We start from the raw sequence: 17172 nt of genomic DNA on the forward strand, positions 1-17172 counted from the left end.
ATGAGCCTTCGGCGTCGCCTCGGGAGCCTCTTTAAGAGCCAGTCAGAACTTGATCTCACCGACGGCTCAATCCCACGGTCGCTGTTTTTCCTCTCGTTTCCGATCGTTATCACCAATCTCCTCCAGGTCGGCTACAACCTTGCCGACACCTTCTGGTTGGGTCAGTACAGCACGGAGGCGTTGGCGGCGATCAGCCTTGGGTTTCCGTTGGTGTATCTGTTCATCTCGTTGGGCCTCGGGCTCACCGTCGCCGGGAGCGTGCTCGTCGCCCAACATACTGGGGCCGACCAGCCCGAGCAAGCTGAGTACGCCGCCTCGCAAACGGTCATCTTCACGCTGCTGGCGGGGCTTGTGCTTGGGACTCTTGGCTTCCAGTTTGTCGCCGAGCTGTTGGGCGTTTTTGGGGCGGAGCCGGCCGTGTTGACGCTGGCGACCGACTACATGGAGGTCATCAGCCTCGGACTGCCGTTCCTGTTTGGCTTTACCGTCTTCATCGCGCTAATGCGTGGAGCCGGCGACACCGTCACGCCGATGCTCGTCATGTTCGGCACTGTCGTCCTCAACGTCGCCCTCGATCCGCTGTTGATCTTCGGCGTTGGGCCGCTGCCGGAACTCGGCGTTGAGGGGGCGGCGATCGCCACCGTCTTCGCCCGCGGGTCGGCGATGGTTGTGGGGCTGTGGCTCATGTTCCGTGGGGCCCACGGGATTCAGATCCACCTCCGACAGATGATCCCGGATCTCGCCTACAGCAAGAAGTTGCTCCGGATTGGTGTGCCCGCGTCGGTCGAAAACACCGGGCGGGCGATCTCGGTCAACGCCGTGTTGGTCATCGTAACGCTGTTTTCGACGCCGGTCGTCGCCGCCTTTGGCGTCGGCATCCGCGTCTTCTCGATGATCTTCATGCCCGCGATCGCCATCGACCGCGGCGTCGAGGCGATGACCGGCCAAAATATCGGCGCGGGCCGGCAGGATCGCGTCGTCGCCACCAACCGGTTTGCGGCGAAAACGTCGTTTTTGATCCTCTCGGCGCTCGGCGTTATCACCTTCCTCTTTGCGCCGGAGATCATCGGCGTCTTCGATGACTCGCCGTCGGTCGTCGCCGAGGGGGCAACGTTCCTCCGGTGGATCGCGCCGACGTTCGGCTTCGTCGGGATCCTGCGTGCCTACAGCGGCGGCTTCCGTGGGGCGGGCAAGACGCTGACCGCCGCTGCCATCGCGGTGTTGTTGTTTGGGTTCATTCGCCTGCCGATCGCTTATGTGGCCTCACAAGGGCTGGTTCCGATCGACGGGTGGTTTTTCGCTGAACCCAATCCTACCGGGATCTGGTTTGCCTTTGCCGTCTCCGGGATTATCGCGGCGGTCGTCGCTGCGGGCTGGTTTGAACGCGGCGGCTGGCGCGGCGGCGACCTGACAGAGCGATCGCCGACCGAGGCCGACAGTGAGGCCGAACCGGGTGATGAGCCGACCGCTGTCGGCGACGACTGACAACCTGACACGTCGCCGCCGAGCAGGAATTCCGACCGACTGGGAATACCAACAGCTTATTTTGATACTATATCTCTTAGTCCGTATGGCATGGTCGTGAGCGATCCCCTCTCAATCCGAGGCGTGTACGTACTCGCCTTCGGACTGGCGGCGGTGATCTGCCTTGCCGGCACCGTCGGTGTTCGGAGCCTCTCGCATCCTGATATCCGACGGGGGCTTGGCGGGTTGCTCGGATTGAGTGGGCTGTGGTCGCTGTTTACCGCCGCCCAGTTGGCGACGCCCTCGCCGCTGGCCCAGCGGATCTTTCACCTTGGCGGGCTGATCGCCGGCCTCTCGACGATCGTCGCGTGGGTTGTGTTCGCCGCGGCTTACACCGGCCGCTCCTACCACCGACAACGCTCCTTTCAGATCGGCAGCGCGCTGCTGCTTGCCATCGTTATCGGGATCAAGCTCACAAATCCGATTCATGGCCTCTATTACACCACGACAGCGGCAACAACGCCGTTTTCGTATCTCCAGTTCAACTACGGGGCGATCCACTGGTTTGTCACCGGTATCGTCTACACGATCGCCTTCGTCGGCTTCGGCTGGCTGTTTGAGTCCTTTGAGCGAAGCGACAGCCGCCCGACGGTGCTCTACATCCTTGTCGCTGTGACAGGGGTACCGCTGATTCCATATCTGGTTTCACCATCAGTCGACCCGCTGTTGGGGATCAACTACGAGCCGCTTGGTGTCGCTGTCTTCGCCGTCGGCATCCTCCAATATGCTCGGACGGAATTTGCCAACCACAGTTCGCCGGGATTGTCGACACTGGCCGACAGCGTCGCCGTCGGCGGGCTTGTTCTCGATAGCTCGGCGACAGTCATCGCCTACAACGACGAGGCGACGACGATTCTCGACAGGGAGACGATCCCGCGGCGACCCCTGGCGGCCATCGACGATGGGTTGGCGTCGATCCCTTCCGGCGAAACAGGCCACCGAACATACACGGTCGCCGGCCGAGAGCGAACCTACGAGGTCACCCGCTCGCCGATCGATGACGAAGTGATCGCCGAGGAGATCCTCACGCTGAAAGACGTGACCCGTGTCACCCGGATCGAGCGGCTCGTCCGGCTCAACCGGGATCTGACCGACGCGCTGCTTGAATCGCCTGCGCCGTGGGAGCTGATCCAACGTGTCCCCGAGCGCATGGCTGAAGTGGGCGCCTACGATCTCGTGTGGCTGGTGCCCGTCGCTGCCGCCGACTCGACGGCGGCCGATAGCTCACTGTCCGCTGATGGCGGCCCAGCCGACCATCCCGGCGGTCGGCAGTTCCGTACCGACGCCGACCCGGTTGCTGGCGTTGTTGCCGGCGATGCAACCGACTACGCCGAGTGGGTCGCCGACGACATCCCCGAAGCGGAGCCGGTGATCGACGCCGCAACGACCGCCGCGGCGAGCCACGTTGCTGTCGATGAGGCGGACGCCGCCTGGAGCGGGCGGGCAGCCGACCACGATATCACCGATTCGCTGGCTGTGCCTGTTGTCTTCGATAACCAGCAGGCGTTCGTCCTTGGGGTCTACACGACCGCTCCGACCGGCTTTGATGCCGTCGAGCGAGAGGTCATCGAGGAGATCGGTGAGAGCATCCCGCAGGTCGTCTCGACGATCGAAACCCACGAGGAAGCCCTCCAATACGAGGAGGCGATGAAACACGCCGGCGTCGCCATCAGTATCACCGACAGCGACGGCGTGATCCAGTATGTCAACCCCGCCTTCGAGGAGTTGACCGGCTACAGCGCGGCCGAGGCCGTCGGCTCAACCCACAGTATCCTCAAATCCGGCGAAATGAGCGAGACACACTACGAACAGCTGTGGGACACGATCACCGGCGGCGACATCTTCGAAAAACAGGTGATCAACCGAACGAAGGATGGCGACCGGTACATCCTCCAAGAAACCGTCTCGCCGGTCACGAACGACGACGGCGAGCCGGAAGCCTACGTCGCCGTTCAGTTCGATATCACCGACAAGCTGCTGCGCGAACAGCGACTTGAGGTGCTGAACCGCGTCCTCCGGCACAACCTCCGGGCCAGCGTCAACGTCATCACCGGGCAAACCGGGCTGCTGGAAGACCGCATCCAGGAGGCGATCGGCGAGGACGCACTGCCGGCAGCCATCGAGGACTCCCTCCAGACGATCCGTGATCGGGTCGAACATGTCCACTCACAGGCCGAAACCGCCCGTGAGATCGAGGCCGTGTTGGGCGACAACCCAGCCGAGCAAACCTGGGAGTCAGTCGAAACGCTGTGTGAGACCGCCACCGAGACCGCGGCCGCCTTTGGGGCGAGTTGTGTCTGCGATGTCGACGGCGATATCGACGACCGGCGGGTCGACGGTGAGGTGACCCGGATCATCGAGGAGCTGGTGGAAAATGCGATCCTCCATCACGATGACCAGCCCTCGGCCGTTGAGGTGCGGGTAACGCTGTCGGTTGCCGGCGATGACCTCCTCCTGACTGTTGCCGACGATGGCCCGGGCCTCTCCGAGCAGGAGTTAGTCGTCGTCGAGGAGGGGGCCGAAGATCCGCTCCGGCACGGCAGCGGCCTCGGGCTGTGGATGGTCAACTGGCTGGCGATCGCCTGTGGCGGCTCGATCAGCGCGACGACGGGCGACAGCGGGACGACGATCAGCGTTCGCGTCCCGCTGCGTGACACCGAGGGTGCGTCCACAGCCACTGATCCGGGGGTTGACGCCGGCTGGGCGGCCGAAACCGGGGCGTCAGATACTGAGCGCATGCCTGCTGACGGCACTGATCCCGACGATCACCCGACCGAGGGCTTGTAGGGGCGGTGCTATCGGGGGTCGTCGACAAACGGTATTCCTATACTCGCCGCCACACGACGACCGGTATGGATCTGTTCGGGCGCGATGAGCCGGCCGACGGCATCGCGCTGTTTGTCGACGGGCCGAACATGTTGCGCGATGAGTTCGATGTCGATCTTGACGACATTCGAGAGGCGACGGCAGCAAAAGATCGGTTGGCGACCGCCCGGCTCTACGTCGATGAACACGCGACTCCGGGGCTGATTCAGGCCGCGGAAGCGCGGGGCTTTGAGGTGATCGTTACCAGTGGCGACGTCGACGTGAAGCTCTCAGTCGACGCGACGCGGTTTGCAACCGAAGGGCGGGCGGAGACGCTGGCGATCGCTTCACGGGATACGGATTTTAAGCCGGTGTTGGAGGTTGCCAACAGCTACGGGCTGTCGACGCTGGCGATCGCGCCGGCCAGCCACGGTCGATCGGATGCGCTCCGGAACGCTGCCACGGAGAGCCTCACGCTTGCCGAGGGCGACAGCGATACTTGATCCGTCGGCAGCGTTGCGTCATGTTATGTCGAGATCGGCTTTCCGAAAGCGTACATCGTCTGATGATCGGTTACTTCGACGGTCGCAAAGTCGCCGGGCGAGAGGTCGTATTCGTCGGCGTGTTGGACGATGATCTGTCGGTACGCACCGTCACGGCATTTCACCGAGTCGCCGGTGCCCTCCTCGACGACCAACACATCCTGTGTTGTGCCGACCATGTTTTCGTGTACCTCGCCGACGATCTCGCGTTTGACCGCCGACATCTCCTTTGAGCGTTCCTTCTTGAGTGTCCCGCCGAGGCCCTTCATCTCGTCGGCGTCGGTGCCAGGTCGCTTCGAAAAGCGGGTGACGTTGACCTTCTCGGGGCGGATCTCCCGCAGCAGCTCCATCGAGGCTTCGTGGTCGGCGTCGGTCTCGGTCGGGAAGCCAACGATGAAATCCGTCGACAGCGTCCAGTAGTCCAGCCGGTCGTCGAAGGCAGCGACGACCTCGCGGAACTTCTCGACTCTGTGCTGGCGGCGCATCTCTTCCAGCACGTCGTCGCTGCCGGATTGGACGGGGGCGTGGATGAAGTTGTAGAGCTTGTCGTGGCGGGCAAACACGTCGGCGAGTTCCTCGTGAATGCCGTGAATCCCACCAGGGTTGGCCATTCCCACTCTGACCCGGAACTCGCCGTCGATCTCGGTGCAGATGCGATCCAGCAGTTCCGGCAGCTTGCGATCGCCGTCATCCCAGCCGTAGACGGCGGTGTCCTGACCGGTGATCCGGATCTCCTTCGCGCCGGCGTGGACGAGCGCGCGGGCCTTCTCGACGTTTTCCTCGACCGGCGGGGAGTCAACCCGGCCGGTAGCGAACTTGGTGATACAGTACGAGCAGTTGCTCATACAGCCGCGGGCGATCGGGAGGATACCGATTTCCCCCTCCAAGATCGGTTGGGTATCGGGGGCGACAGTGGGGCATTCACCGTTGAGTACGGCCTCCGGCACCTCATCCCAATGGAGGATCTGGGCGTCGATGCCGGCCTCGTCGAACTCCTCGCCCTGTGCGAGGGCCATACAGCCGGTGACGATGAGGTCAGCCGTCTGTTCTTGGAGCTCCTCAGCCCGGCGGAGCATGTTGCGCTCGGTCTTCTCGACGACGGTGCAGCTGTTGAGAATCGCCACGTCCGCCTCCGCCGGCCCGTCGGCTGGGTAGTGGCCACCCTCGCGGAGGGCCTGCTCGATCTGCCGGCTCTCGCCGCGGTTTGACGTACAGCCGTACGTCTCGATGTGGTAGGAGGCCATCCAGTTACCACCTGTTGCGCCCCGGCGAGCAAAAGGCCGACGATCCGGGTTACGGCGTCGTCCTGGTGGAACAGAAATCGATTACATACTCCGGCTCACTGGGCGTGTGTCGCCACCGACAGTCGACATAACCAGAACCGTTTTTACCCGCCATCGCCGTCTTGCGAATGCGGTGGGATGGCAGAGCGGACTATTGCGCCTGCCTTGAAAGCAGGTGGCCTTTGGCCTCCTGGGTTCGAATCCCAGTCCCACCGAATTTTCGTGCGAACAACAACGGCGAGCACCGGGTGTGCTCGCCAGCACTGTGAGCGCGTCGCTCGTGGTCGGGATTCGAGCAGCGAACAGTGCGAGGTCGCTTGCGACCTCGAAAGCGAACGGCGAAGCCGTGAGCAAATCTTCGATTTGTGAGTGAGTTCGAATCCCAGTCCCACCGCGTTTTTGCCGATCACCACGCCGAGCACTGCTATGTGTGGCTCCGTCGCAGTTCGATTTGCCTGCCTAATATCGCAGCACGGCGTCGCCGATGCCGAGCGTTTGGCCGACGGCGGTCACCCCGATCCCAGCGATGGCGATGAGGTCGACCCCGACGAGAAATGAGAGGAAGTAGATGATCGGCCCGACGATCGAGAGCGTCCCGCTGGCGACATAGATGATCGCCGCCTCCGGTAGTACCGCGCCGGTGTAAAACAGCCCGATCGCGGGGATGACCATCCACCCGATGAGGCTGATCGCCAACAGCGGTGTCGCCACCGAGTCGATGAGGAAGCCGGCGATCCCGCTGAGCGTGATGCCGACGCCAACAACCATGACAACACGCCAGCCCTGGAGGGCGCGATCGTTCATCTCGTCCCACCCCGTCACAAGGAAAAACATGATAAACGCCACCATCACGAGATGTGCGATGAAGATCGATCGGGTGCTGACCACCCCACGGTGGGCCGCGGCGACGACGAGCCACGCTGCGGGGACAAGCAGCCCTGGGCCGGACTCGCGCAGTGTTCGAAGCACGACGGCGGCTTTCACAGCCACCTACAAGAGCGTTATTCGTTGGGCTGCCCCACCGGCCTGTTTTTGTGACCTGAGACCCAACACATTGTAATGAGCGAAGCCACCACGGCGTCGATTACGGTGTACTCGGATTACGTCTGTCCGTTCTGCTATCTTGGTCGTGAATCACTCTCCCGGTATCAGGCTGACCGAGAAGAGCCGTTACGGATCGATTGGCAGCCGTTCGACCTGCGAGCCGGCAAGCGAACCACCGACGGTGAGATCGATCACCCGGTCGACGACGGCAAAGACGATGACTACTTTGAGCAAGCCAAGGAGTCCGTGCGTCGCCTCCAACAAGAGTACGATGTTGAGATGACACTGGAGTTGGCAACCGAGGTCGACTCGCTTGACGCTCAGGTTGCCTCCGCCTACGTCAGCAACGAGCATCCCTATGAGACGTGGCTGGCCTTCGATGAGGCAATCTTCGCCGCCCTCTGGCAGGATGGCCGCGATATCGGGAGCGAGGACGTGCTCGTCGACCTTGCAACAAGCGTTGGCATCGACGGCGATGAAATCACCGCCGCACTCAACGACGAGGCTCACCGGGAGACGGTCACCGACGCGTTTACCGCTGCCCAGCAGGCCGGCATCACCGGCGTCCCGACGTTCGTCGCCGACGGCCACGCCGCACGCGGGGCAGTACCGCCGGCCCAACTTCGCCGACTCGTTGAGGGCGCGGAATGACACAGCCCGCCGAACAGGCTGGCGTCGCCGACATTGACTGTGCGGGACAGACTGCGTTGGTCACCGGCTCGACCAGTGGGATCGGCCGCGAGACCGCCCTCGCGTTGGGGCGGCTCGGTGCCGATGTGATGGTACACGGCCGCGATGCCGACGCCGCCCGCGCGGTCGTCGACGACCTTACCGCGATGGGTGTGGAGGCGACTTTCGAGACAGCCGATTTTGCTGCTGTCTCCGCGGTCAGCTCGCTGGCGACCGCAGTCGACGACTGGGTCGACGATCTCGATATCCTCGTCAACAACGCCGGCGGGCTGTTCCGTGACGGTCGACTCACCGATATCGGCGTTGAATACACCTTCCACGTCAACCATCTCGCACCGTACCTGCTGACTGCCGAGCTGTTGCCGACGCTGGCTGACGATGCCCGGATCGTCACCACGGCCTCAGCTGCCCACCGCGGGGCGTCGCTGGATCTCGATGCCGTCGACTCCGTCGCGGACTACTCCTCGTTCAGCGCCTACCAGCGGTCAAAGCTCGCCAACATTCAGTTTGCCTTCGAGCTCGCGCGTCGATTGGAACAGTCCGAGCATGGGATCACCTCGAATACGTTCCACCCCGGGGCGATCCCCGGCAGCGGCTTCACCCGGTTTCTGCCAGGGCCGCTGTCCGACCTTGCGAGCCTCGCTGGCGGGCTCCCGTTCGTGCCGACCCCGGCCGACGGCGCGGCTACCGCGGTCTATCTCGCGGTCAGTCCACGCGTTGCGTCGGTGTCGGGTCGCTACTTTGCTTACTGTGAACCAACCCAACCCTCGGCTGCCGCTCGCGACCGGGCGGCCGCACGCCAGTTGTTCGAGCGCAGTGCCGCCCTGCTCGACATTCCGGACCCGCTGTCGGCCGACGACTGACGGATTTATGCGGCTTCGTCGCCGACGACCGGTATGGCAATCGAGGCTGGCGATACGGTCGTCATCGAGTACATCGGCCGCTTCCCCGACGGGAGCGTCTTCGACACCTCTCGCTACGAGGTCGCCGAGGAACACGGGTTGGTCGAGGCCCAAGACGCCGATCCCGACGACTACTCCTCGCTGTCGTTCAAAGTCGGCGACGAGGAGGTCATCGAAGGGTTAGAACAGGGCGTGATCGGCCTCGAAACCGGCGACACCGAGACGCTGACGATCCCACCCGAAGAAGGATACGGCGCGTTCGACGACGAAAAGGTGCGCGAGTACGATCCAGAGGTCTTTGAGGGGATGGTCGGCCAACCACCTGAGGTTGGTCTCCACGTTCATGCGGAAAACGGGCTCCACGGCGACGTAACTGCGGTGACTGATGACGCCGTCGAGATCGACTTCAACCACGAACTCGCGGGCCGGACGCTGGAGTTCGAGGTCGAGATCCTCGATACGTGGTAATCACTGTCGACCGCGAACTGAAACGCTGCTGGAACGCTTAGGATTCTGCCGGGACGCTCACGTCGGCAGCATCGCTGTATTTTTCCTCGAACTCCTGAATCAGTTGGCCCATCTCAGCATACCAGTCGTTGAGGAGTCGCTGCATATCCTCTCGGATCGCACCGGGATCAGCCGGCTTGTAAACGTGGTAGTAGCCGCCTTGGTCGTAGTTGATCTGCTCTTTTTGAATCAGACCGGCGTTGAGCAGCCGCTGTACCGAGCGATAGACCGTCGAGCGTTCGCGATCGACATGGTCAGAGAGGTCATCGATCGTTACCGCGGTCTCGGCGTCGACGAGTTCCCGAAAACATCGCTTATCGAGCTCCTTGAGTCCGTGAAAACACTCAAGCAAGCCTTCGCATTCCATATCGGATCGGAGCATTTCCGCGAGGGAATTGGTCATTTTGGTTCACCTGTTATTATCACCGCCGACATATAAGTTTGCAGGATACGTACAACACACTCCACACCAGTCGGTCTCGGCCCGATTCGACGACCAGTGATCAAAACGATCGGCTCTCGTCGGCTTAGATTCGGCCGACGTCTTCGACGGCGACGCTCTCGACGCCCTCAACCTCGGCGAAGGCATCCTCGACGACCTCGGTACCACCGGCGTCGTCGGCGACGATCACCGTCGGCAGCAGAGCGACGAGGCCGAAGGCGACATCGTCGCGCTCGAAGCCGTTGATCTGGGCTCCCTCGGGGAGGGACGCTTCGAGTCGCTCCTGGAGCTCGTCGAGATCGATCTCTGGGCTATGCGGCATGATCTTCATGTTGGCGGCGACCTTCCCCATCGTTATGGCCCCCGGAAGCCGCAGTCGGGACACTCATAGAGGTTGCTCTGCTTGCGGCAGGTCGGACAGCGGTGGATCTCGGTGCCACACTCCGGACAGTCAAAGGCCGCAGCGTTCATCGCTGCGACCTTGATGCCGCAGGAGACACATTGGCTCTCGGACTGCTGTTCGGTCTCGCTCATACCCATAGGGATCACCGCGCGGGTTTTAACCATTGTCTTTCGGCTCGTCATGATCGCCCTGCCGTCGGTGGAGAACGTGCTGTGTCGGCGATTCCCACACCCTCTCACAGCAGCAGTGGGCCGATCAACACCCCCATCAGATGAACCCGGCGGGCCCCGAACCGCGGCGGCAGCAACCCGACGAGCGTAGCGACCAGAAAGACCCCAACCCCGACCCAGCCGGTGAACACAAACGACAGCCCAACGAGCAGCGTGAAGACGACGCCGGAAACGACCGTGTAGTTCAGATTCCCAACCGTCCGAAGGTACCGATCGCCGACTCCCACCACGAGCAGGAAGCCACACGCCGAGCCGATGATGACGGCCGTCAGCAACGCCGGAAGCGTTAGCGGCACGCCGGTGGTATCCATCGCCACCATCACACCGGTTCGTGGGGTACCGAGCGCGAGCAACGCACACAGCGCAAAGACGGTGTTTGCTGTGCTGGCCCCGCTGGTGGCGACGATGAACCCCCGATCGGGATCACTGTTTGGCACCGCCGGCAGCGCGATTACCGAGGCGATCGCTGCCGACACCCCCGGCAGATAGCCGACAAGCGCGCCAGCCAGCGAGCCTGCCCCCGCCGTCAGCCCTAACTCACGGCCCGGCATCGCCAGTTTCGCGTCGGCCTGCGGCGGCACCCCGCCACCACCCATCGCGTCCAACAGGATCGGCGAGCCGAACAAGCCGGTGAGCAGCGGCGTCAACATGCTCCCGGCATCCAGTGGCGCGGCCGGCTGCACGTCGAGCGTTGCCCACCCCAACGCGGCCGCTAACCCGAACGCAAACAGCCCACCGAGCGCCGCCCGAAGCGACGACTCGGTTAGGAGGAGAAACACGACGACACCAATTAAGACGAGCGTGAGATGGGCGTTGATCGTTGGATACCACGACACCATGAGCCACGTAATCGGCAGTGCGAGCGGTAACGCGACCGCGACGGCCAGCGCACTCCCGACCGCCGACAGCCGGAGGGCTTCCCGGCCACGACCCGCCAACACGAGTCGGTGCCCCGGCAACGCGGCGATCGCCATCGACGCGTCGGGTACCCCAAGCGTGAGCGCGGGGACAATGTCGAGAAACGTGTGGACGACCCCCGCCGCGAGCATGGCGACGCCGAGCAACAGCGGATCGGCCGGAATCGACGGCGCTGCCGCCGCCAGCAACACCGCAAAATTGTTGGCGTGCAGCCCGGGAACCAGCCCGCTACAGGTGCCGAGGGCGACGCCGCCAAGCGCGAAGGCGACGACGCCCGCCGTCAGTCCCGGATCGATACCAACTGCGACCCCCATCGGGCTGGCTGGTCGCGGCTTTAGGGTTAAATCTCCGCACGAGTGGCTGCGCAACTGCTATTCGATAGCTGTCGCTGTCTCGGTTGCGTCGCAATAAAAAACGGAACTGCTGTCTGACCGCGATTCAGCCGAAGAGGTTGCCGAGGCCCTCGCCGTCGGCTTCCTCGTCGTCGTCACCGGCGTCGTCCGGCACGTCGGCGTCGTCGCCGTCGTCAGCGTCGGCTTCTTCTTCAGCGTCGTCGCCGCCGTCGTCAGCACTGCCGGCGTCAGCCGACGCGCCGCCAGCGGCCCCACCGGCTGCGGGGGCTGCGGCTGCGGTCTCGACGGCTTCCTCGATGTCGACGTCTTCGAGCGCGGCGACGAGCGCCTTGACTCGTGACTCCTCGACATCGACGCCTGCGGCCTCGAGGACGGCGGTGATGTTGTCTTCGGTGATCTCTGCGTCTGCTTCGTTCAGGGTGAGTGCTGCGTAAACGTATTCCATTGGTGTAATCTCCTGTTGTTAGAGCATATCGAGCCCGGCACCGGCGTCGCTGTCGTCGTCGCCGTCATCGGCCTCGGCTTCATCTTCGTCGTCAGTCTGTGCATCGTCTGCGTTGGCTTCCTCAGCCTCGCCGTCGTCAGCCTCGTCGGCTTCCTCGGCGTCGTCGTCACCGAGATCCTGGAACTCCTCGGGGAGTGCCTCCGGATCGTCGATCTCGCTGGCAAGCGCGCGTACCTGCGCGTCGGCCTTGCCGATGAGGTCGTCGACCACATCCGGGCTCTCGACGGCGGCAGCGAGGGCCACGGATTTGGCCTCGCCGGTCGCCTTGGCGATGAGCGTCGGCGCGGTCTGGGCTGTCGGATACTCGGCGTTGACCGAGAGGTTCCGGGCGGCTGCGGCGGCCGACTGGATATCCGCGCGGTAGTCGTCGATATCGATCTCGAGTTCCTCGGGCGCGAACAGCACGCCTTCGGAGTAGACACTCTTGAGATCGAGGCCGACCTCTTTCGGCTCGATGCCGAGTTCGCTCAGCACGTTTTCGAGGTCGGCGTCGACGGTCTCGCCAGCCGAGAGGACGGTGCTGTCCGACAACACCTGAATCGAGCCTTCCTCGATCCGGGCGTCGGCACCGATCTGCTGGAGTTCGCCGACGAACGGGCCGGGGTCGACGCCCGTGTCACCCTCAGGGATGACGATATCGTTGGGCGCGACCTCGCCCGCGCTGATCGGTGCGGGGGTTTTCGAGGCTTCGAGCTGCTGGAACAGCGCGAATGGGTTGTCGTTCGTGCCGATCAGGGCGATCTGCCCGCCGACGTGCTCGGTGAGCTGCTCGACGCCGTCGTTGACGGCCTCAAGGGCGCGCACGACGAGCGTGTTGCGACTCATCCGAACTTCCGCGCTGCCATGGAGCTCCCGCCGCATGGACTGGAGCTGTCGGCTCGGAATGCCCTCGACGCCGACGATGCCGACCGAGGCGTACCGCTCGATAAAGTCGGTCAGCTCGTCGACTTCGTCTTGTTTCCACTGTGGGATGGTCTCGGTTTTGCGGACGGCTTCGCTGCTGCTCATGCGTCCACCTCAACAGCGGGGCCCATCGTCGTTTTCACGTAGATGGTATCGAGGTTCAGCGGCCCCTTTTCGAGGTCAGCTTCGAGGCGCCGGATGATCACGTCGATGTTGTCGGCGATCTCTTCGGCGTCCATGTCGTCGGCTCCCACGCGCGTATGGAACGTGCGTCGGTCGCCGGAGCGAAGCTGCACCGTGTTTTTCATTCGGTTGACTGTCTCGACGACGTCGTCGTCTGGCTGCAGTGGCGTCGGCATCTTCCCTCGTGGACCGAGCACGGTTCCGAGGTAGCGACCGATGTCCTGCATCAGACTGGCCTCGGCGACGAAGAAGTCGGTGTCGTCGGCGAGGTCTTTGGCGGCGTCGTCATCGTCACCGAGGTCTTCGAGGTCGTCCCCCGAAAGCACCTCGTCGGCAACATCCTCGGCCCGAAGGGCGGTTTCACCCTCCGCAAACACAACGATCTGTGTTTCTTGGCCGGTGCCGGACGGGAGCACGATGCTCTCGTCGACGCGATTCGATGGGTCGTCTAGGTCTAGATCACGCAGATTCACCGCGAGATCGACGGTCTCACTGAAGTTCCGTGGTGGGGACTCGTCGAGCGCGCGAGAAACTGCTTGTACTATCGTATCGTCTGCCATTATTCACCTCCGTAGTACGCAGGAATGCTCCTACGGGTCAGTGACACAGGCGAGGCCTGTCTCATCGGAGAGTGTCGGATGACGCCTAAAAGCCCGTCGAAGCCATTCGCAGCGTCTGTGGGTCGGTCACACGGGTATTGTCATAGAGACACACGGCATACTCAACTCCACAGTACCCCGTGATAGAACAGCCGCTCACAGCTATCACTCTGCAGTTGTACGCCGTCGACAGAAACACCGCAGCCGAACACCTTCCCTGCCGGATTACGCGGTCGCTTCCGCGTCGTCGACGAGCACGTCGTCGTACTCGCCGTCGTCAACGCGCTCTTTGAACGTGCGTGCGTCCTCGCCGTCGATAGTGACACCGAGGGTCATGCAGGTGCCGCTGACCTCTTTGGCGGCGTTTTTCACGTCGTAGGAGAGTAGGTCGGTCGACTTCTGCTCGGCGACCTTTTTGACCTGTTCGACGGACATGTCGGCGACGAAGTCCTCGTGGGGTTCGCCGCTGCCGCTGTCGAAGCCGGCCTCATCCTTGATGAGTTCCGATGTTGGCGGCACACCGACATCGATCTCGAAGGAGCCGTCGTCCTCGTAGTCGACGGTGATCGGGACTTCCATCCCGTCGAAGGCGTCGGTTTCGTCGTTGATCTGCTGTACGACAGCCTGCACGTCAACCGGCGTCGGGCCGAGTTCTGGCCCGAGCGGCGGGCCGGGATTGGCCTGCCCGCCAGGGACGAGTACTTCGATAGTTCCAGCCATATCCATGTGCAGTCGGTTGCTGTTTTTAAGGGTTGTTTTTTCGGAGTCGCCACGCGGGAGTCTCACACGGCGGTGTATCGTCGTCGCCGACAGCAGTGTTGACGCTGACAGGCCGTCAGCACACCATTGACCGACACGCTGGATCGCCAACAGTAACGGCTTGGAGTGTTTTTCACAAGCCACCCACGCACCATGAATGAAGATACCGACGCCGAGTCGATTGATGCCGACAGCCGGGCGGCGTTGGTCGAGCGCGTCAACCGACAGAGTGCGACTGTCGGGGCGAAAACGCCGGAGACGATCACGATCAACGGCACCGAGATCAACCTCCATGAGTTTTTGATCGAGACCCGGAACCTCCCGGAGATCCCGCCGGGCACCAAGGATCTGGTGTCGACAGCGAAACGCCGGCTCAAAACCGAACGCGAGGCGCGCGTCGAGCGACTCAAAACCGAGGAGTCGCTCAGCGAGGCGGCGGCAGAGACACTAGCCGAGGAGATCATCGGGATCGACCGCGCACGCAACGCGCTCGATGGAGTGTACCGACCCGACTACGGTGAGGAAGCCCACAATATGACCATCGATGACTACAAGCGGTGGCTCGGGTTCGTCGAATCAATCCAGTGATCGCCGATCACGGCTGTCGGCGACAGTGATCGATACCTGCTGTCGACCGGGCGGTCGTCGCATCTGCACCTTTTTAGGCTCCCGTCGCACACACCACACCAATGAGTTCCGACGCCTACGACTACGAGGCTCTCGGCTTGATCGCCGGCCTCGAAATCCACCAACAGCTCGATACTGAGACCAAACTGTTCTGTGAGTCGCCGACCGACCTCCGTGAACCCGAGGAATCCGACCGAACGATTACGCGCTTCCTCCACCCCACGAAAAGCGAGTTGGGCGAACTCGACGATGCCGCCCTCGAAGAGAGCCGTGTCGACCGCGAGTTCGAATATCTCGCCTACGATTCGACCTGCCTCGTCGAGGAGGACGACGAACCCCCAACCGAGGTCGACGGCGAAGCACTCGATGTCGCCATGCAGATCGCCTCGCTGCTGGATATGGAGATCGTCGATCAGCTCCACGTCATGCGAAAGCTCGTTATCGACGGCTCGAATACGTCGGGCTTTCAGCGGTCGATGCTCCTCGGCCAGGAAGGCGAGATCCAGACCAGCGAGGGGCCGGTCTCGATCGTCGATCTGCTGCTCGAAGAAGAGTCCGCCCAACGCGTCGAGGAGTACGACGGCGGTGTCCGCTACAGCCTTGATCGGCTCGGTATCCCGCTGGTCGAGATCGGCACGGGGCCGGACATTCGCTCGCCCGAACAGGCCAAGGAGGCCGCCAAACGGATCGGCATGCTACTGCGCTCGACCGGGACGGTCAAACGCGGCCTCGGCACGATTCGCCAAGATGTCAACGTCTCCATCGAGGAGGGTGCCCGCGTCGAGATCAAAGGCGTCCAAGCCCTCGATCAGATCGATGAGATCGTTCGGCTGGAAGTCGGTCGCCAGTCGGAACTCGTCGATATCGCCGAGGAACTCCAAGCCCGAGATGCCAGCGTCGGCGACACCCAAGACGTAACCACGGTCTTCGAGGATACCGACTCCGGCGTTATCGGCGGCGCACTCGGCGACGGCGGCACGGTGACGGCTGTCCCACTGTACGGCTTCGACGGCCTCGTTGGCCGCGAGATCCAGCCCGACCGCCGGCTCGGTACCGAGCTCTCGGATCACGCCAAGCGCAACGGCGCGGGTGGCATCTTCCACACCGACGAACTGCCAGCCTACGGCGTCACCGACGAGGAGGTCGCCGCGCTCCGCGATGCTGTTGATGCGGGCGACGACGACGCCGTCGCCATCGTCGCTGCCGACCCTGAAACGGCTGATCTCGCTATCGAGGCCGCTGCCGAGCGCGCCGAAACCGCTATCGAGGGTGTTCCCGAGGAGACCCGAGACGCGACCGACGAGGGTACCACGCGCTATCTCCGCCCGCTGCCCGGTGCGGCGCGGATGTACCCCGAAACCGACGTGCCGCCGGTCGAACCCGACCCCAGCGAGATCGACGAGCCCGAACTCCTGACCGAGAAGGTCGACCGCTACCAAGAAGTGTTTGATCTCGACAGCGGGCTGGCCGAACAGGTCGCCTACGGCCGCCGAATGCCGCTGTTCGAAGAGGCGGTCGACCGCGGGATCGACCCGACGTTTGCGGCCTCGGTGCTGGAGAGCACGGTCACCGAACTCCGCCGGGACGACGTTGCCGTCGAAAACATCGCCGACGCGCACTTCCTCGCGGTCTTCGATCTCGTTGCCGACGACGAGTTGGCGAAGGAGGGCGTCAACGACGTGCTAACCGTGCTTGCCGAACAGCCCGATCTGACAGCCGAGGCAGCCATTGAGGAAGCCGGCCTCGGCGGCGTTGACGACGAGGAAGTCCGGGAGATCATCGCCGGTGTCGTCGAACGCAACGCCGACCAAGTCGCCGAGGAGGGGATGGGCGCCTTCTCCGGACTGATGGGCGAATGTATGGCAGAACTCCGCGGAAAAGCCGACGGCGACACGGTCAGCGACGTGCTGCGCGAGGAGATCGGCAAACGGAGCTAACTTCCCTGTCGCCGCC

18 protein-coding genes and 1 tRNA gene are annotated in these 17172 nt (G+C 63.3%); 9 read left to right on the plus strand and 10 right to left on the minus strand.

Translation table 11 applies throughout. The features are described from left to right. The 3 genes from DM826_RS08405 (at position 1) to DM826_RS08415 (ending at position 4832) form a co-directional block, all read left to right on the plus strand. The gene (locus tag DM826_RS08405; protein ID WP_120102953.1) at positions 1-1485 is read left to right on the plus strand and encodes an MATE family efflux transporter; all 1485 of its coding nucleotides are present in this window, start codon (positions 1-3) and stop codon (positions 1483-1485) included. A 96-nt stretch (positions 1486-1581) separates the two neighbouring features. Beyond that, positions 1582-4311 carry a PAS domain S-box protein gene (locus DM826_RS08410; RefSeq protein WP_165853286.1) on the plus strand — a complete coding sequence of 910 codons (2730 nt, stop codon included), beginning with the start codon at positions 1582-1584 and terminating at the stop codon, positions 4309-4311. A 65-nt stretch (positions 4312-4376) separates the two neighbouring features. Beyond that, entirely contained in the window at positions 4377-4832 is a 456-nt protein-coding gene (locus DM826_RS08415) for an NYN domain-containing protein (RefSeq protein ID WP_120102955.1), read from the plus strand. A 23-nt stretch (positions 4833-4855) separates the two neighbouring features. On the opposite strand, the gene DM826_RS08420 is transcribed toward DM826_RS08415, so the two are convergent. Continuing rightward, positions 4856-6115: a tRNA (N(6)-L-threonylcarbamoyladenosine(37)-C(2))-methylthiotransferase gene (locus DM826_RS08420; protein ID WP_120102956.1), complete on the minus strand. Its 1260-nt coding sequence runs from the start codon at positions 6113-6115 to the stop codon at positions 4856-4858. A gap of 171 nt (positions 6116-6286) precedes the next feature. Between DM826_RS08420 and DM826_RS08425 the strand changes: the two genes are divergently transcribed. Next, positions 6287-6369, plus strand: a tRNA-Ser gene (locus tag DM826_RS08425). Between the two features lie 244 nt (positions 6370-6613). On the opposite strand, the gene DM826_RS08430 is transcribed toward DM826_RS08425, so the two are convergent. After that, the gene (locus DM826_RS08430; RefSeq protein ID WP_133304669.1) at positions 6614-7123 is read right to left on the minus strand and encodes a hypothetical protein; all 510 of its coding nucleotides are present in this window, start codon (positions 7121-7123) and stop codon (positions 6614-6616) included. A gap of 90 nt (positions 7124-7213) precedes the next feature. Here DM826_RS08430 and DM826_RS08435 point away from each other — a divergent pair, with 90 nt between their 5' ends. The 3 genes from DM826_RS08435 to DM826_RS08445 are packed head-to-tail and all read left to right on the plus strand — an operon-like array spanning position 7214 to position 9258. Then, positions 7214-7849 carry a DsbA family oxidoreductase gene (locus DM826_RS08435; protein ID WP_120102958.1) on the plus strand — a complete coding sequence of 212 codons (636 nt, stop codon included), beginning with the start codon at positions 7214-7216 and terminating at the stop codon, positions 7847-7849. Further along, a complete protein-coding gene (locus tag DM826_RS08440; RefSeq protein WP_120102959.1) occupies positions 7846-8751 on the plus strand; it encodes an SDR family NAD(P)-dependent oxidoreductase in 906 nt (301 codons plus the stop codon). The genes DM826_RS08435 and DM826_RS08440 overlap by 4 nt, the downstream gene beginning before the upstream one ends. Positions 8752-8784: 33 nt before the next feature. After that, on the plus strand, positions 8785-9258 hold the full coding sequence (locus DM826_RS08445; RefSeq protein ID WP_120102960.1) for an FKBP-type peptidyl-prolyl cis-trans isomerase: 474 nt from the start codon (positions 8785-8787) through the stop codon (positions 9256-9258). A 37-nt stretch (positions 9259-9295) separates the two neighbouring features. Here DM826_RS08445 and DM826_RS08450 read toward each other — a convergent pair whose 3' ends face one another. The 8 genes from DM826_RS08450 to DM826_RS08485 all read right to left on the minus strand — a co-directional run bounded on the left by DM826_RS08450 (position 9296) and on the right by DM826_RS08485 (position 14553). Next, complete coding sequence (locus tag DM826_RS08450; protein WP_120102961.1) at positions 9296-9700, minus strand: helix-turn-helix domain-containing protein; 405 nt, start codon at positions 9698-9700, stop codon at positions 9296-9298. A gap of 124 nt (positions 9701-9824) precedes the next feature. After that, positions 9825-10091, minus strand: a complete 267-nt coding sequence (locus tag DM826_RS08455; protein WP_120102962.1) for an elongation factor 1-beta — start codon at positions 10089-10091, stop codon at positions 9825-9827. A gap of 2 nt (positions 10092-10093) precedes the next feature. Then, positions 10094-10273, minus strand: coding sequence for an HVO_2753 family zinc finger protein (locus DM826_RS08460; RefSeq protein ID WP_120102963.1), 180 nt, complete (start codon positions 10271-10273; stop codon positions 10094-10096). A gap of 104 nt (positions 10274-10377) precedes the next feature. Then, positions 10378-11604: a tripartite tricarboxylate transporter permease gene (locus tag DM826_RS08465; RefSeq protein WP_120102964.1), complete on the minus strand. Its 1227-nt coding sequence runs from the start codon at positions 11602-11604 to the stop codon at positions 10378-10380. A gap of 124 nt (positions 11605-11728) precedes the next feature. Next, positions 11729-12088: a 50S ribosomal protein P1 gene (rpl12p, locus tag DM826_RS08470; protein WP_120102965.1), complete on the minus strand. Its 360-nt coding sequence runs from the start codon at positions 12086-12088 to the stop codon at positions 11729-11731. A gap of 18 nt (positions 12089-12106) precedes the next feature. Next, positions 12107-13156 carry a 50S ribosomal protein L10 gene (locus DM826_RS08475; RefSeq protein WP_120102966.1) on the minus strand — a complete coding sequence of 350 codons (1050 nt, stop codon included), beginning with the start codon at positions 13154-13156 and terminating at the stop codon, positions 12107-12109. Continuing rightward, positions 13153-13794 (minus strand): 50S ribosomal protein L1, encoded by a 642-nt coding sequence (locus tag DM826_RS08480; RefSeq protein ID WP_120102967.1) that lies wholly within the window; start codon positions 13792-13794, stop codon positions 13153-13155. The genes DM826_RS08475 and DM826_RS08480 overlap by 4 nt, the downstream gene beginning before the upstream one ends. Before the next feature lie 264 nt (positions 13795-14058). Then, complete coding sequence (locus tag DM826_RS08485) at positions 14059-14553, minus strand: 50S ribosomal protein L11 (RefSeq protein WP_120103105.1); 495 nt, start codon at positions 14551-14553, stop codon at positions 14059-14061. Between the two features lie 192 nt (positions 14554-14745). Between DM826_RS08485 and DM826_RS08490 the strand changes: the two genes are divergently transcribed. Further along, positions 14746-15180, plus strand: a complete 435-nt coding sequence (locus DM826_RS08490) for a DUF5788 family protein (protein ID WP_120102968.1) — start codon at positions 14746-14748, stop codon at positions 15178-15180. A 101-nt stretch (positions 15181-15281) separates the two neighbouring features. After that, entirely contained in the window at positions 15282-17156 is a 1875-nt protein-coding gene (gene gatE, locus DM826_RS08495) for a Glu-tRNA(Gln) amidotransferase subunit GatE (RefSeq protein WP_120102969.1), read from the plus strand. Positions 17157-17172 lie beyond the last annotated feature (16 nt).

Origin of the sequence: Halonotius aquaticus, assembly GCF_003605575.1 — an archaeon.
GTDB classification, from domain to species: Archaea; Halobacteriota; Halobacteria; order Halobacteriales; family Haloferacaceae; genus Halonotius; species Halonotius aquaticus.